The sequence below is a fragment of the Okeania sp. SIO2C9 genome (assembly GCF_010672455.1).
In the GTDB taxonomy this organism is placed as follows: domain Bacteria; phylum Cyanobacteriota; class Cyanobacteriia; order Cyanobacteriales; family Microcoleaceae; genus Okeania.
This window is the reverse complement of the sequence record NZ_JAAHGO010000003.1, coordinates 383,014-399,600: the sequence shown is the minus strand read 5'-3', so window position 1 is coordinate 399,600 and position 16,587 is coordinate 383,014. Positions and strand designations below refer to the sequence as shown.

13 protein-coding genes are annotated in these 16,587 nt (G+C 34.1%); 4 read left to right on the top strand and 9 right to left on the bottom strand.

Annotated elements, in window-relative coordinates:
• Nucleotides 1-906 precede the first annotated feature (906 nt).
• From F6K23_RS03925 to remA, 5 genes are all read right to left on the bottom strand, one after another.
• Entirely contained in the window at nt 907-2,010 is a 1,104-nt protein-coding gene (locus F6K23_RS03925; protein WP_293150836.1) for an ATP-binding protein, read from the bottom strand.
• Between the two features lie 742 nt (nt 2,011-2,752).
• Nucleotides 2,753-3,331, bottom strand: a complete 579-nt coding sequence (locus F6K23_RS03920) for a hypothetical protein (RefSeq protein WP_293150833.1) — start codon at nt 3,329-3,331, stop codon at nt 2,753-2,755.
• Between the two features lie 1,032 nt (nt 3,332-4,363).
• Entirely contained in the window at nt 4,364-4,786 is a 423-nt protein-coding gene (locus F6K23_RS03915) for a hypothetical protein (RefSeq protein ID WP_293150830.1), read from the bottom strand.
• A 564-nt stretch (nt 4,787-5,350) separates the two neighbouring features.
• Complete coding sequence (gene gmk / locus F6K23_RS03910; RefSeq protein ID WP_293150827.1) at nt 5,351-5,902, bottom strand: guanylate kinase; 552 nt, start codon at nt 5,900-5,902, stop codon at nt 5,351-5,353.
• A gap of 93 nt (nt 5,903-5,995) precedes the next feature.
• A complete protein-coding gene (gene remA, locus F6K23_RS03905) occupies nt 5,996-6,250 on the bottom strand; it encodes an extracellular matrix/biofilm regulator RemA (protein ID WP_293150824.1) in 255 nt (84 codons plus the stop codon).
• A gap of 647 nt (nt 6,251-6,897) precedes the next feature.
• Between remA and F6K23_RS03900 the strand changes: the two genes are divergently transcribed.
• From F6K23_RS03900 to F6K23_RS03890, 3 genes are all read left to right on the top strand, one after another.
• Complete coding sequence (locus tag F6K23_RS03900) at nt 6,898-8,643, top strand: NFACT family protein (RefSeq protein WP_293150821.1); 1,746 nt, start codon at nt 6,898-6,900, stop codon at nt 8,641-8,643.
• Between the two features lie 776 nt (nt 8,644-9,419).
• Complete coding sequence (locus F6K23_RS03895; RefSeq protein ID WP_293150819.1) at nt 9,420-10,652, top strand: RNA-guided endonuclease TnpB family protein; 1,233 nt, start codon at nt 9,420-9,422, stop codon at nt 10,650-10,652.
• Nucleotides 10,653-10,738: 86 nt separating this feature from the next.
• Nucleotides 10,739-11,542: a phosphoadenylyl-sulfate reductase gene (locus F6K23_RS03890; RefSeq protein ID WP_293150817.1), complete on the top strand. Its 804-nt coding sequence runs from the start codon at nt 10,739-10,741 to the stop codon at nt 11,540-11,542.
• Between the two features lie 768 nt (nt 11,543-12,310).
• On the opposite strand, the gene fghA is transcribed toward F6K23_RS03890, so the two are convergent.
• Nucleotides 12,311-13,159, bottom strand: a complete 849-nt coding sequence (gene fghA / locus F6K23_RS03885; protein ID WP_293150815.1) for an S-formylglutathione hydrolase — start codon at nt 13,157-13,159, stop codon at nt 12,311-12,313.
• A 1,407-nt stretch (nt 13,160-14,566) separates the two neighbouring features.
• On the opposite strand from fghA, the gene F6K23_RS03880 reads away from it, so the two are divergent.
• Nucleotides 14,567-15,214, top strand: a complete 648-nt coding sequence (locus F6K23_RS03880; protein WP_293150813.1) for a ribonuclease III domain-containing protein — start codon at nt 14,567-14,569, stop codon at nt 15,212-15,214.
• Between the two features lie 314 nt (nt 15,215-15,528).
• Here F6K23_RS03880 and F6K23_RS03875 read toward each other — a convergent pair whose 3' ends face one another.
• From F6K23_RS03875 to F6K23_RS03865, 3 genes are all read right to left on the bottom strand, one after another.
• Nucleotides 15,529-15,930: a hypothetical protein gene (locus tag F6K23_RS03875; RefSeq protein WP_293150811.1), complete on the bottom strand. Its 402-nt coding sequence runs from the start codon at nt 15,928-15,930 to the stop codon at nt 15,529-15,531.
• Nucleotides 15,931-16,069: 139 nt separating this feature from the next.
• Nucleotides 16,070-16,261 (bottom strand): hypothetical protein, encoded by a 192-nt coding sequence (locus tag F6K23_RS03870; RefSeq protein WP_293150809.1) that lies wholly within the window; start codon nt 16,259-16,261, stop codon nt 16,070-16,072.
• A 139-nt stretch (nt 16,262-16,400) separates the two neighbouring features.
• Nucleotides 16,401-16,587, bottom strand: a 187-nt coding sequence (locus F6K23_RS03865) for a hypothetical protein (RefSeq protein WP_293150807.1), incomplete at its 5' end; no start/stop codon positions are given.

The following is a 16,587-nucleotide window of genomic DNA, read 5'->3' as shown; positions in this document are numbered from 1 at the left end:
TAACTGATAACTGATAACTGAAATGTAAAGCCTCCTTATTACAAAGGTACTGATAACTGATAACTGAAATGTAAAGCCTCCTTATTGCAAAGGTACTGATAACTGATAACTGATAACTGATAACTGAAATGTAAAGCCTCCTTATTGCAAAGGTACTGATAACTGATAACTGAAATGTAAAGCCTCCTTATTGCAAAGGTACTGATAACTGATAACTGATAACTGATAACTGAAATGTAAAGCCTCCTTATTACAAAGGTACTGATAACTGATAACTGAAATGTAAAGCCTCCTTATTGCAAAGGTACTGATAACTGATAACTGATAACTGAAATGTAAAGCCTCCTTATTACAAAGGTACTGATAACTGATAACTGATAACTGAAATGTAAAGCCTCCTTATTACAAAGGTACTGATAACTGATAACTGATAACTGATAACTGAAATGTAAAGCCTCCTTATTACAAAGGTACTGATAACTGATAACTGAAATGTAAAGTCTCCTTATTGCAGAGGTACTGATAACTGATAACTGATAACTGATAACTGATAACTGATAACTGATAACTGATTTTCTACTCCCTACTCCCTACTCCGTTTTAAATCAAAAGTTAAAAATTAAAATATTACCGAAAAATTGTGATCTAAAGCCTCCCCTTTTAAGGGGATAAAAAGATAGTATATTCCTGATGTCAACCGTCTTTATTACAGAGGTACTGATAACTGATAACTGATAACTGAAATAACCAGTGAATATTGAAATTTATTTTTGCCGAATTCAATGAGTGCATCTCATATTTGCAAAAATACTAATTTTCTTATATATTCCCTGTTGCCTGTTGCCTGTTGCCTGTTGCCTAAAAGCGATAATTTTTTGGCTTTATTCAAAATTAAGATCATCCAATTCAATCTACTTTAGCTATGGGAAAATGAAGATAAAAAGTTGTACCAGTAGATGGACTTGATTCAAAAAAAATCTTCCCATTATGGGCATCAATAATTGTCTTAACAATAGCAGTTCCCAATCCAATACCGCCCTGTTTTCCATAACTTACAAAAGCTTCAAATAATTTATTCTGAATTTCTTGAGGAATGCCAGGCCCATTATCTGAAAAAGTAATTTCAACTAATTGATCTTTTCTTCTAGCTCTGATTTCTATTTTGCCCTCAGATTGATCCAGAGCTTCTACAGCATTAGATAATAAATTTTGTAGGGCACGGTTAATTTTATTTTCATCAGCATTTATTATTAAACCCTCTTCAACAGAAACTATCAATTCTACAGAAGAAAAATCAATATAAACCTGGTTTAACTTAGCAAAATTTTGTAAGAGTTTAGCAATATCAATTAACTGACAATATAATGTTGTATTCCCCTGAGAAAAAGCAAGCACTTCTTCTGCCATATTTAACATTCTCTGAACTTGCATTGAAATTAAATCGCACCATTCTTGACTTTCTTGATCAGGATGTAGTTCTTTTAACATTGAACTTGATAATTGAATACCAGTAAAAGGGCTTCTAAAATCGTGAATAATAGTATTAACCATCTCTCCAATCAAAGTCATTTTCTCCTTATAAGCTAATTGATTGACGTAATCAGTCGTCACAGTTCGCAATCTTTGAGATAAAAAACTTAAAATTTGTAAGACTAAATCTCCTTTTGTATTAGCTAATATCTCTGTTATAGATTCATAGTAAATTTTCGCCAAAACTGTTTCCTGAGATGTAACTACCCTAGCACTTCTTGGCTTTCTATCTATAATCCCTAACTCTCCCAAATAACCATTAGATTGAACAGATGTAATCACAACATAATTATTCCCTTCACCACTCCTTTTACTAACTTCTACTTCACCTTCTAGAACTAAAAATAAAGAATCTGAATCATCACCTTCTTCAAAAATAATCTCTCGGGGATTAAATTTTTTAATAATAGCAATCTGGGAAATTTGTGCAGCTTGCTCAGGTTCAAAATAGCGAATAAACTGATGTGATTCTAGTTTCATTTTGTAGTGGGATATAGTATGTCTTTAGGTTAGGTAGTCTTGGTAATAATGGATGAATTTATCATAAAAAATATTCAGTGTCAAAAGTTGTCAATCCTATGATACAACAAAATTTTGAGGCAAAAGAGATAGATAAATCAACATTCATAACTTTATTGATATTTAGCTACAGCACAAAAGCTATACCCTATATTTTTACTGATATCTTTTTATTACTAATCAACTAGATAGGAAAAAAAGCTATCACTTTAGCTATAGCTAAAAAAACCTAAATTTTATAATAGTAAATATTTGGATTCAGCTAGTTTGCCGTTGCTTTTATCAGTTGTCACTTCATCATATTTCTTTGACTAGACAATCAATATAGGATATGGACTAAATTGATTATTAAGTTTATTTTCAAATAGCACTATTTTTTATGTGAAGTCCGGAATAATAATTGTCCCCAGATGAGGTAAAATGGAGTTTAATACATTTGATATCAAACAAGCCTAAACTTACCTCCTAATTTTTCCCTCTATCCAAGACTCTATTATAAATTACATATTGGTTAGTCCTGTTAGAGATGAAGAGTTAACAACTGTTGACTAAAATCTGTAAAAAGTTATAGACATCATCTTGGGAGTTGCCCTGGAGAAACGACTTGAGCTCGAACGGCCTCAATTACACTAAAATAAATAATGCCACTAATCTTATATAGTGGCATTACAGACCTAATTATAGAGTTTTTTATGGGCTAACATTACCACAATCCTCTGACAGGAGGTGGTGGTGGGGCAGGCCGTGTAATAGGAGGTGGTGGCTGAAGTGGTGGAAACTCTAAGGAAGGAGGACCCTGGAAATTGTATTGTGGTAACTGAACTTCTACCCGTTCATAGTTATAATCTGGGATGACTTTAAAAAAGTCTATACAACCACAAGGGTCTTCAGGATCGTCATTCTTTTTGCCCACAATTGCATAGACCCGCATTCCAGGTACTAGACCTGCTATTTCCATTGTATGTCTAGGAGAAAAAAATAGAGTTCGTAGTTGACCACGTTCCTCTTCAGGAATTGTGACGTAAGTAGGTTCACCATCATTAGGTGCAATGCCAGGAATGCCTAATTCGGCTTCTTCATCTACTCGAATTGTGACTACATTACCGATAATACCTTTAATATAACCGACAATCTCCATTTGATTTGCTCCCCCTGCTCTAGTTCTTTCCCTTTGGGCAACTTTCTCATTTTCAGGAGCAGCGATCGCCGGATAAATTGTTCCAAATGTAATTAATATTGACAAGCAACCACTTGCCAAGTTTGTATATTTTGGAAGACGCATGACTACCTCACCAAATTTTGTCTAAGTGTCTAAGTTAAAATCTGTTTTCGCAGGTTTAACTGGACATTGATTACTGGACATTGATTAATTGATTGGTTATTTTTATAACAACCTCATCAGGAGCTTACCATCAACGTTTATTTTTGGCAAGTAAATTTGCTTTATATAACTTTATATATTAGTAGAGTTTTTTCTGTTATTGCAATTGAGATGAATAGGCAAACTACTTGTATTACTTTCATTGAAAATATCTAGATATAGGCTCTGTTTCACTTAGCTAGAAAATAAGTTTATTAATTCGCAATTTAATCTTAATCTTTGGTTCAAAAGAATATAGCAAACCTATGTATTGCTTCTAATATTTTAGTATAAGTAGTTATAGTTATCAAGTTAGAAATTATCAAGACTTAGAGAGAAATTTTTTATGTATAAGGCTTTCAGATTTCCTTTTTCTAGCAAGTTGTTTTTTATAAACTATGACTCTATAAATATCTAAGTAGTCGAAGTCGTCGTGCAAAATAAATTTCCTAGTTGAGAGAGTGAACAGGGAACAAGGAACAGGAAGTCAATAGGACCTTTCATTAATGGATAATGGATAATGGATAATGGATAATTGATAATTGATAATTGATAATTACCTCGGATTTTAACCGTTACAGAATTGAATATAAGGAATATTTTCTTTTCTCTTGGTCCATTGGATATGGCGCAGGTTTCCTCGCCATCCCACCCTTCGGGAAGCTACGAAGATCGACCGCTTTTTTCCCTTAAAAGGGGAGGCTTCAAGGCGCGAATTATTTAATTATTAATTATTAATTATTAATTATTAATTATTCGGTAATTAATTTTGCATAGAAACTTATAAAAAAATTCCTCAAAAATATAGCAACCACATTGTACTTTTCATATTTTAGTTCGACTCAGCCAATATATTTTGGGGTAACTACTATCGATAGTAATTTTATTCACCTTAATTATTGGCAGATTTTCTTTGATTAATTGTCATAATAATTTACTCCAAAATATGAGTAATTACTGATTAGCATTTTCTCCTGATTTAATTTTTTTTTCTTCAGGCATATATTCTTCAATATTAATAGATGCTATTCCCTTAGATTCGACCAACTCAAACATTGACCCTAATTGTACCCAAATCAACAAGGCAGTTGGAAACACCACTATTGCGCCCATGACAATAGATAACCATTCAACAATATTAAAGATAGAAAGACTAGCTGATACACATAAAAAGATAAATAAAGTCATGCTCAAATAAGCAGTAATAAGATTAGGTGTTTGATAGCCTATTTCCTTTTGAGAGACTTTGTTTTTCAGCCATAGTGTTAATTTATACTCCAACATATCTTTAAAAATAATTCCCAAGACAATAGAGAAAAATAATGTTAACTGAATGACTGTGTAGACAGGAAAATCAAAAAAAGTATGAATGTACATTTTGTTTAACCACAAATATTAACAATTGTAAATCATATCATATTTGTAGAGAGAAAGAATACACAAAAAAAATTTTTAGCAAAGAGTTAAAGATATAGCAGAAGCAAGAAGCAAGAAGCAAGAAGCAAGAAGCAAGAAGCAAGAAGCAAGAAGGAAAAATATTGCTTTGTCTGAGTTTTAAGCTGTCGATCTTTCCTAACCTTATCTTTCGACTGCTACAATCAGAGTAAAAAAAATTATGATTAATTTTGTACCTCACGCTTCTTGGAAATTATAGCAATTCCTTAAAATAATGCTTTTTTTATTGAAAACTTCAGTTATTAAGTAATAAATCAGGTTCAGTTTCAGTAATTTTTTCAGCTTCAGTAATTTTTTCAGCAATTATTTATATGAAGTAAACATATCTTATTCGCTCTTTACCAAATAATTAAAGTTGATAGCCTCTGCTTTAAAGAAGAAAAAAATCATTTTAGTTAATTCTCTCCTTTAAAAGAAGAGGTGATTATTAATAATTAATAATTAATAATTAATAATTAATAATTAATTGTTGAACTACCTATAATTTCAGTCAAATAATACTTTCTCCAAATTTTGCAAAGCCATTTCCAAGTTATCATTCATAAGTTGTACATCAAACTCTCCCGCAGCTTCCACCTCTTTAATTGCCCTTTCTAGACGCTTGATGATCGCTTCTTCCGAATCATGTCCTCTATCCCGCAATCTTTTTTCCAATTCACTCATAGAAGGAGGTAAAATAAAAATACGCAATGCTTCTGAAAAAGTCTGTTTAATTTGTCTTGCCCCTTGTACCTCAATCTCCAATAATACTAATTTACCCTGTTTAATATTTTCAATAACTGGCAGACGTGGTGTGCCATAAAAATTACCTGCAAACTCAGCCCATTCTAATAAATCTTTAGTTTCAATCATTTGTTGAAATTTATCGCGGTCTACAAAGTAATAGTTTTCTCCTTCTACTTCTCCAGGTCGAGGACAACGGGTAGTGACAGAAATAGACAAAACTAATTCTCGATGACGTTCTAGGAGAGATTTTACCAAAGTCCCCTTACCTACACCACTAGGTCCTGTTAAAACAATTAATTTACCAGTTTGCATAAATTTTTATCGCAGTACCAACCCGCATAACTAAACTTTTAGTTATTAATAACAAATTCTGGAAAATTAAACATTAATTACTACAATTAACTATTAACTATCCTTATTGTTAAATATAAATCTATGTGCCACTGTCTCAGGTTGAATTGCCGAAAGAATAATATGATTAGAATCTGTAATAATCACTGCCCTGGTACGCCTACCATAAGTAGCGTCAATTAATTGGCCTCTTTCTCTGCCATCGCTAATCATTCGCTTGATAGGGGCAGATTCTGGACTAACAATTGCAACGACCCTATTCGCAGAAACTATATTACCGAAACCAATATTAATTAACTGGATATCCATGACAGATTATGCAATAAGGGACTTGAATAAGGCAGAAAGCAGAAGGCAGAAGGTCTAATTGCATGGGGATAGCCAAGGAATGGCCACTTTAGTGTCTGATCACCCCAAACAATTTTTAGCACCTTAGTTGACGGCGGAGTATTCAACCCGCAAAAGAAAAAATAAAGCTTATACAAATCATATATAAAAAGTTTTTCAGTTATGGCAAAAGGAAGAAGTAAGAAGGAAGAAGGAAAAATTTTGCGTTGTCTGAGTTTCAAGCTTTTGATATGTCCGCACCCTTTCCTTCGACTGCCATATAAGAAGAAAGCACATAAAAATATTTATTCATTAAATCAGGCTTTTACATCAAGTCTAGATCCGTCATTATAGAAGTAATAAACATTTATAGTTATGAATAATTCTCAAACCTGCTCAATCAAATAATTGGTGTTTATACTAAAAATTTTGATTGAGAGCAGAAAAGAGGGTAAAATAATTAATCTTTATTTGTCAACCAAACTTAATATTACAAGTCTCTAAATTTACATGACAAAAGCAATAAAAATTATTTAAAGATTGTCGCCTGAAAAATCAAAAATCCTGTTTTTAGACAATAAATTTATATCATAGTTTTTTCACTTTGAACTTTTAACTGAAAGCTAACTGTGCAACCTGTTGACTATACAACTCTCATAGCTTCATGTTCTGAACTCTGTTCTAAATGGCTACCAGCACGTTTAGAGCAAGTATATCAGCGCGATCGCTTTACTATTACCATTGCTCTGCGAACTCTCAAAAAACGTGGTTGGTTGGACATTTCCTGGCATCCCCAAGGGGCCCGTATTTGTATCAGCGATCCTCCACCTCGCGCCCCTGATACTTTTACTTTTAGTCAACAATTACGACACCAACTAGGGGGACTAGCTTTAATAGCTATTGTTGAAGTTTCTCCTTGGGAAAGGGTACTGGACTTCCAATTTGCGAAACGTCCTGGAGAAGCACCTCTATGGCATCTTTATGTGGAAGTTATGACCAAGTACAGCAATGTTATTCTGACCACTGCGGATAATTTGGTTGTTACCTGTGCCCACCAAGTGAATAGTCAACAGTCTAGTCTTCGTCAAATTCAAACAGGTCAACCTTATGAACTACCCCCTTCTCTGACTAACCCTATTCCTAATTTGCAAGAAACGCAACAAGAATGGCAAGAAAGAATTAGTTTAATACCTGGTGTATTGTGGCGAAATTTAATTAAAAATTACCGTGGCCTCAGTAAGGCTTTAGTACAGCCAATGATTGAAGCTTTAGGACTAGACCCTCAACAGTCTACTAATGACCTTAGTGCTTCGGACTGGCAAAAATTATTTAAAAGTTGGCAAGAATGGTTAAAAAATCTGGAGCATTCCAAATTTTATCCTGGTTGGACAGAAAATGGATACACTGTAACGGGTTGGTTAAGTATAGAATCTGTTGATACTGTCCAGGAATTATTGAATGATTATTATACTGGACAGCTGAATCAGCAAGAGTTTAGTCAACTATATCATCAAATTAGCCAAAAACTTAAAAATATTACGGCTAAGTTACAGCTAAAGGCTGACACTTTTTCTGAACGTTTAGACCAGTCGGATGGGGCAGAATTTTTGCGATCGCAAGCTGATTTACTTATGGCCAATCTTCACGAATGGCAACCGGGGATGAAAGCCATTACTCTCTGTGACTTTGAAACTGGGGAACCGATGGTCATCAAGTTAGACCCAGAGAAAAATGCGGTGCAAAATGCCCAAAGTCTTTATAAAAAGCACCAAAAATTGAAACGAGCGCGTGTGGCAGTGGAACCCCTTTTAGCGACAGTCCAAGCAGAAATTGATTATTTGGAGCAAGTGGAAGCTTTTTTGTCTCAGTTAGATACTTACCAAACTCCAGAAGATTTACGCACTCTTGAAGAAATTCGGGATGAGTTAATTCAGCAAGCTTACCTTAAAGCTCCAGAACATCACCAAGATAATAAAAAGGATACAGAATTTTACCGTTACGAAACTCCCAGTGGATTTGAATTATTGGTTGGCCGTAATAATCGTCAAAATGATTTGTTAACTTTTCGGGTGGCGGGAGATTATGATTTGTGGTTTCATACTCAAGAAATTCCTGGTAGTCATGTTTTGTTGCGACTGGATGCTGGGGCAATACCAGATGAAGTTGATTTACAGTTTGTTGCAGATATCAGTGCCTTTTATAGTCGTGCCCGTCAGAGTGAAATAGTCCCAGTTATTTATACCAAACCTAAATTTGTTTATAAGCCCAAGGGTGCTAAACCTGGTATGGTTGTATATAAGCAAGAACAGGTTTTTTGGGGTAAACCACAAAGGGCTGAAACCCATATTGCACAATTAATTGGGATACAAAATTAAAAAATTTTCCAAAAATTGCTCAATAGTTTGTTACAATCAGTAATATAGACATTGTGAGATATATAACCCGCAAATCGCTGCGAACTTGGGAACACGCAGTTGCTTGCTTGTTAATCTCGCAGAAATAACAACGGAAAATAATTTTTATTTAGACCTGCTTGACAAAGTTGGTCTTTTTTTTGTCCTCTATTGAAAAGGTTATAGTGGTTTTTAATATAGACAGACTCCACTGGCCAAAGTATTCTTGGACTCCATAACCTAAAAGAATTTTGTAGTCTACTTAAACGTTAAATGAAAAGCGCTGTAATTTAGAAGCAGTTTATTCACTTCAAAAAAAGTTTGAATCTTTGAGCGAGGGGTTTTGGTCTAGGCTAGAGTCTTTATTCAAACAGGAGAGCTTAAGTCGCAAATAAGTTTTAGCGTTAAGCTAAATAACGATAATGAATTATAACAGAAAAAAGCATTTTGTAACACAAGGTAATCTGAATGTATAATAAACGTTTTACATAAATATAGTCATATATACTCAAGTCAAGTCAAATATCTTCAATCTTTATGTACTGTATAATACGCGACGAAATTGTGGTCAAAAATTAATGACTATATTATATAAGGAACTTTAATCTCAACGTTGGTTGGAGAGCAGCGCTATCCATCCCACCTCGCCGCCCGATGATGCGGGGGGAACAAAAGGAGAGCGTCGGGAGGAAAACCAATCAATGTTGCGGTTTAACACACAATATGTTAAACAGTGAACAACTCTGGGTAAGTAGTAGATGGTTGAAAAAGCTTACAAATTTAGGTTTTACCCAACTCCAGAACAGGAAAATCTGTTGCGGAGAACATTGGGATGTGTACGCCTCATCTATAACAAAGCTTTAGCAGCCAGAACTACTGCCTGGTATGAGAACAAAGAGCGAGTAGGATATGCTCAAACCTCAACTATGCTTACCTCTTGGAAGAAAGAGGAGCAGTTAGATTTTCTCAATGAAGTTAGCTGTGTACCACTACAGCAAAGCTTGAGACATCTACAAACTGCTTTCAGCAACTTTTTTAGTGAACGCGCTAAGTATCCTAATTTCAAGAAAAAGCGAAATGGTGGTAGTGCAGAGTTTACAAAGTCTGCTTTCAAGTGGAAAAATGGTCAAGTTTATCTAGCTAAATGTGCTGAACCATTACCTATTAGATGGAGTAGGCAATTACCATCAGGTTGTGTACCAAGCACAATTACAGTGAAGCTTGACCCCTCTGGTAGATGGTCTGTGTCTCTGAGAATCAATGATCCTAGAGATTTAACTCTCAAGCTAGTCCAGAAACAAATTGGTATTGATTTAGGAATCAAGTTCCTCTTAACTACTAGCGATGGAGAAAAAGTTACTAACCCTAAAAATCTCAACAAATTACACAAAAAATTGAGGCTAGCTCAGAAGTCTCTATCTAGAAAAACTAAGGGGTCTAATAACTATCAGAAAGCTAGGCTTAAAGTAGCCAGAATATATGCAAAAATCAAAGATTCAAGACTTGACTACACCCATAAACTGACAACCCAACTAATTAGAGAAAATCAAACTATTGTGGTTGAGGATTTGGCAGTAAAAAACATGGTGAAAAATCACAACCCACCCCCATCCCCTCCCGGGAGGGGAGCAAGAGGGGTGGGTTGTGATGCTAATTGGGGAGAAATAGTCAGGCAATTAGATTATAAGGCTAAATGGTATGGACGGGAATTAATTGTGATTGACCGATACTTTCCTAGTTCTAAGCGTTGTTCTAATTGTGGTCACATAGTGGACAAATTGCCTCTGAGTATAAGAGAGTGGGATTGTCCAGAATGCGGTATTCACCACGATCGGGATATCAATGCTTCAATAAACATTTTGGCTGCGGGACTCGCAGTGTCAGTCTGTGGAGCGACCGTAAGACCTGAAGGGAGTAAATCCCAGAAGGCGGGTGCTATGAAACAGAAAGCTCCTACCAGTGATGTTAGGGAATCCCGCGCTGTCTGTTAGAGCAGCGTCGGGAGGATGTCAATGAGGATTGCTGACAACGTATGATTAACCTTTAAAGTCTTATACTAATTTGATTGGTAATAACTATGTCACAACAGAGTCTAATCAAAGTCAACCAAAATGGACAATACGGTCGGCAAAATTTTACATATCCACCAGAATTGGATCTTGAGGTTGTCAACCAGGAACTTGCCCAAGCAGATGCTCATACTCTGGTTAAGTGGGGATATGCAACCTTTGGAGAAGGTTTAGTTATGAGTACCAGTTTTGGTATCCAGGCTGCTGTTATGTTACATCTAGTTACAACCGTTGTACCTAATATTCCTGTCATTTGGGTTGATACAGGATATTTACCAGCCGAAACTTATAGATTTGCTGAAGAGTTGACTAAACGATTGAGACTGAGTCTTAAAGTATATCAATCTTCAATTAGTCCCGCTAGAATGGAAGCTATACATGGCCGACTGTGGGCTGAGAATAATGCTGATGCTCTTAACCGCTATGACCAAATTCGCAAAGTAGAACCCATGCAAAGAGCATTAAAAGAGTTAGGTGCTAAAGCTTGGCTAGCTGGCCTACGGAAAGACCAAACTGACCACCGCAAGAGTCTTAACCGCATTGGTCAGCAATCGGGAGTATATAAGATTTTACCTATATTAACTTGGAATGCCAGGGATATATACCAATATTTGACTGCTTACAATTTGCCTTATCATCCATTTTTCGATTTGGGTTATACTACTGTGGGAGATTGGCATTCTAGTCGTCCCTTGACTGTGGAAGATGAGAATGAACGGGATACTCGTTTTCATGGTCTTAAGCAGGAGTGCGGATTACATTTGCCTCAAACGGAGGAGGAAGCTCAAAGTTTAGATTCTAGTTCATTGTAATTGATAGTCTATTAGCTATTTTCAGTGGGCTAGGAGTAGGGGAGTGTTCAACAATTAATAATTAATAATTAATCATTAATAATTAATTATTAATTATTACTTCTCCTTGAAAAGAAGAGGATTGACTAATCATGAAAAATTTTTCTTGCTTCTCTTTTAAAGGAGAGGCTTTAAACCTTAATTATTCGGTAAGTTTAGCAATGTATGTCTGATTTGCAACGTACAAGCAAAAAAGTCTTGTTTGTTGATACTTTTTGAAGTCTGGGTTGAAATTTATGGAGTTATATTATCTCCATATCGGGCTTTAATAAATAGAATTAAAGAATTGAAAGTAAGGAAGAAATAATTTCTACATTCTCTATTTTTTTCCTTACTTCTATCCTCTTATTTCCTGACTCCTCTCTAATTATTTATCTTTTTCTTTTGGGTTGAATATCCCGCTTTCTACACAGTGTTTACAATTGGTTGGGGTTTGAGTCCCCATCGACTTCTTCACTTATTCAATTATTAGTATTCAGGCGAACATAATATTGCTGTTTGTGATGAAGTTAAAGTATTTCTTCGTAAGCATTTAGCTATTAGCGGTCAGCTATCAGCTTTTTAATTAATGAAGCAAGCATTCGTTTAATTTCTACTACATTCTCAACCAGATATTCGTACTCTGAAGCTTTGATAAAATTGCTTTTTTCTCCTTTAAAGGTAATAAAGCTGATAGCTGATAGCTGACTGCTGTTAGCTCCGCATTCCGCAGGAAATGCTTACCTTTCTTCAATTCAAAGCTTCTGCATGATATCTTATGTGGTCTTCTATGAAAGATGCAATAAAATAATAGCTATGATCGTAATTTTTTTGCATTCTTAAAGTTAGATTTACTCCTTTTTTTTGACAAGCTTCTTCAAATACTTCTGGTAATAATTGTTTTTGGGATAAAAAGGGGTCGGCAGTTCCTATATCAATTAAAATCGGATGATTATAACCATAATTTAAAATTAATTCACTAGCATCATAATCACGCCAATTTTCTTGATTTTCACCTAAATAATTGCTAAAAGCTTTTTCACCCCAAGGACAACGCATTGGTGCCGCAATTGGAGAAAATGCAGAAACAGATTGATATTTTGCCGGATTTTTTATAGCACAAATTAATGCTCCGTGACCTCCCATGGAATGACCAAAAATACTTTGTTTATCTGGCTGAATTGGAAATTTTTTAGCGATGAGTTCTGGTAATTCTTTAACAACATAACTATACATTTGATAATGCTTTTTCCAAGGTTCTAATGTGGCATCAATATAAAATCCTGCACCTGTACCAAAATCCCAATTATCGTTTTCATTTTTAATGCCAGTATTGCGCGGACTTGTATCTGGTACGACTAAAATTAATCCATATTTGGCAGCAAATTTTTGTGCTCCAGCTTTAGCCATAAAGTTTTCTTCAGTACAGGTTAAACCAGAGAGAAAATACAATACTGGTAATAGTTTTGATTTGGCTTTTTGAGGGATATAAATTGAAAAACGCATCTCAATATTACAGGTTGAAGATGAGTGGAAATAATAGCTAACTTTGCCACTGAAGCATTGATGTTCTTTAACAAGTTTTAGTTCTGTAGACATAATTTAATCAGGAATAAGAATAGTTAACGAAGTTAGAAGTCAGAAGTCAGAAGTCAGAAGTTAACCCACCCCTAACCCCTCCCAGGGGGGGAAGTAGGGGATGCGTGAGCAACTCTCCAAAAATATTTCGCCTTAAAAGGTGGGGTTTTAGACCCATATTATTTTGATAAATTTTAATTTGTAACAGGTGATAAGTGTGGTTGAATAATTGGTACCTGCATAGTAATTATATACAAGGAACAAGGGATGGTTGGTATGGGAGCAAGATGCTCCCACTGCTGTACCTCGTAACAAAAATAATGCAATGCACGACTATTACAACATAATGAATAATGAATAATGAATAATTAATAATTAAGAGTTGATAGTTAATAATTATTCATTCAACAATTCACGCCTTGAAGCGGACCCTTTTAAGGGGATAAAATAAAAAAAATCGGGTGCATCTCAATGCAAGAATAAAGCAAAAAATTTATCGCTTTTAGGCAACAGCTCCGGAAGGCAACAGGCAACAGGGATATAGATAAGAAAAAAGTATTTTTGCTTGCTATGAGATGCACCCAAAAAATCCTTTTAGTCAATCCTATCCGTTTTAATAAGAGGTAATTATTAATTGTTAATTGCTGAATATTAAAAAGCGTTCAGTAGTTTATTAATTGATAATTGATAATGGATAATTGATAATTACCTCTGGTTAAAACCGTCCTTGATTAAATATCAGGAAATATTATTTCTTTTCTTGGTCGATTGGATATGGCGAGGAGACCTCGCCATCCCTCGACCGCTTTTTTTCCCCTTAAAAGGGGAGGCTTCAAGGCGCGAATTATTTAATTATTAATTATTAATTATTTGGTAAAATTAATTAGAATATTTAAGGGAGAAGTTAATAGTTCACAATTATTACGATTAATCTAAAATTTTCATAGCACTGGAATAATTTTCATTTATCTATAGAACCCATTTGAGGTCTATATAATTATGGTAGTCAAGTCTTTTCGCGCATCAATTTTGACCGAAAATCATCTGAAGGAGTGTTAAATTTTTTGTATGATCACGAACCCACATCTTTCCTCTTCCCTCTTCTCTCTTCTCTCTTCTCTCTTCCCTCTTACCTCCTGTCTCCTGTCTCCTGTCTCCTGACTCCTAGCTAAAAAAACTTGATATTTATGAAGATACGCTTAGGGGTTCTATATGACTAGATGTTTATATTTTAGGAAATGCTTACCTAAATACTGCTACTCATAGCTACTAGAAAAATTGTTAGTCTTGACCTTACTTTTAGTAGCAGCAAATCACTCTTTTCTTGAGAAAATCTGATGAAATTATTAACTATTCTGTAATTTGTGAGTGATAGATTGTAGTAATTATTAATTATATTCCCATTTTTATGGAGTTACAGATAATATTATGGGCTTAAATATCAAAGCTGCCAAGGAAGCGATCGCCAAGCGCTACGTCGGGAGTATTTCTTTATCTGACTTTCAGCATCCAGAGTTATTAGAGATTGCTTTAACTCATCCAAATTATATTTACGATGGGAGTAATATTATTAGGCCGCAACAAAAACAAAGAGCATTAGAGCATCAAGGTTTGGCTAATTTAGGTTATGTGGTTTTTTGTAGGATTATTAGTAACTATTTATCAGATAATTTTTCTTATTTAGGTGGAGCAACTATTACTGTTATTGAAAGCGATATTGTGAGCAGAAAAGTGCTTGCTGAATTTGCTAAGGAGTTAAATTTGAAGCAGTTTTCTTTATTGGGAAAAAGTTATAAATGGAAGCATAAAAGTGAGCAGAATAAAATTTTAGCTCAAATATTTGAGGCTTTGGTAGGGGTAATTTTTTTGGAGTTTGACCGAGATTTAGGTTTGACTTATGATTGGTTAGTTGAAAGTTTTATTGCTGAAGCGGTTGATCGGGTTTTAATTACTGCTGTTAAGGATGATGATTCTGATTTAGAAACAGATTTTCAATTGATAGATTGGATTGAGGCTTTAAAGTTACCTTTATTAAATCAAAATAGTTTATATAGAAATAAAGAATTCTTTGTTTGAATGTTTTGAGTAGGAAGTAGGTTCAATGATTGATAATTAATAATTGATAATTGATAATTACTTATCCCTAAAAGTGAAGAGGATTGAATAAAAGGAAAGTTTTTTCTTGTTTCTCCTTTAAAAGAGAGACTTTAAGTCTTAATTATTCGGTAAAGAGTGTAGTAAGTAGCCAGGCAAAAATATTTCAGTTCTCAAAAATAATGTATTTTTCAATGCACTTTGTGGAAGGAAGCAATCTCTATGAATTTGGGATTGCTTTCCAACCTTTGTAATGACAATTTTTTAAGGGAATTTCATATTAAATAAAAGTCAAATTAATCATCAAATTTCAAACTTATTTCAACGCGACCTTTAGTCTTCATTTCATTTAGAATATCCGCAGGGATATTTCTTACTTTTTTGACTGTAGCACTTACAGTATTGACAAAACTTTTTTCTCCTTTTTGGCTATAAGTTTTAACTTCCATCAAGTCTTTTTCGTTATCAAGGATAAGATGACTTCCTAAAACAGAGTATCCATCTTGTTCAATTCTTGTGTGGATTTTTTCAATATCTTTCTCCAGCAAATCAAAGTTTAAAGTTTCTTTCTCGATACTGTTAAAGGTGTCAATATCCACATCATTTTCTTGTAATGCTTGTGATATTTTTTCACCCGCATTTTTCATGGTATTAAATAATTTATCAACCTTGTCTGGTATATTTTCTTCTTCTATCATTTTAATTTTATCTATAATTGTCAAGTAAAAATTGTTGACTTGTTTGAGGATAACTTCTAGTTCTTTTTGAGAAATATCCTTGTCTGAAAGTTGTTTTAGTTTCAGTTATGATTTTCGGAAGTAGCTCTCCGAAGTATTACTAATTTTCTTGTTTGTGAAGTAGCTCTGTTATCTCTTCAGGAATGTCATAGGGAGAAACTTCATATTCTGGTTGATATAGTCTTTTTGTCATTTGGCTATAAATATTTTTCGCATAAATTTCAAGTCTCTTGTAATAAAGTTTGCTTTCCCTAATTAAATAAACATCTGCTAGACTTTCTTCTTCTATCATTTTAATTTTATCTATAATTGTCAAGTAAAAATTGTTGACTTGTTTGAGGATAACTTCTAGTTCTTTTTGAGAAATATCCTTGTCTGAAAGTTGTTTTAGTTTCAGTTATGATTTTCGGAAGTAGCTCTCCGAAGTATTACTAATTTTCTTGTTTGTGAAGTAGCTCTGTTATCTCTTCAGGAATGTCATAGGGAGAAACTTCATATTCTGGTTGATATAGTCTTTTTGTCATTTGGCTATAAATATTTTTCGCATAAATTTCAAGTCTCTTGTAATAAAGTTTGCTTTCCCTAATTAAATAAACATCTGCTAGACTTTCTTCTTCT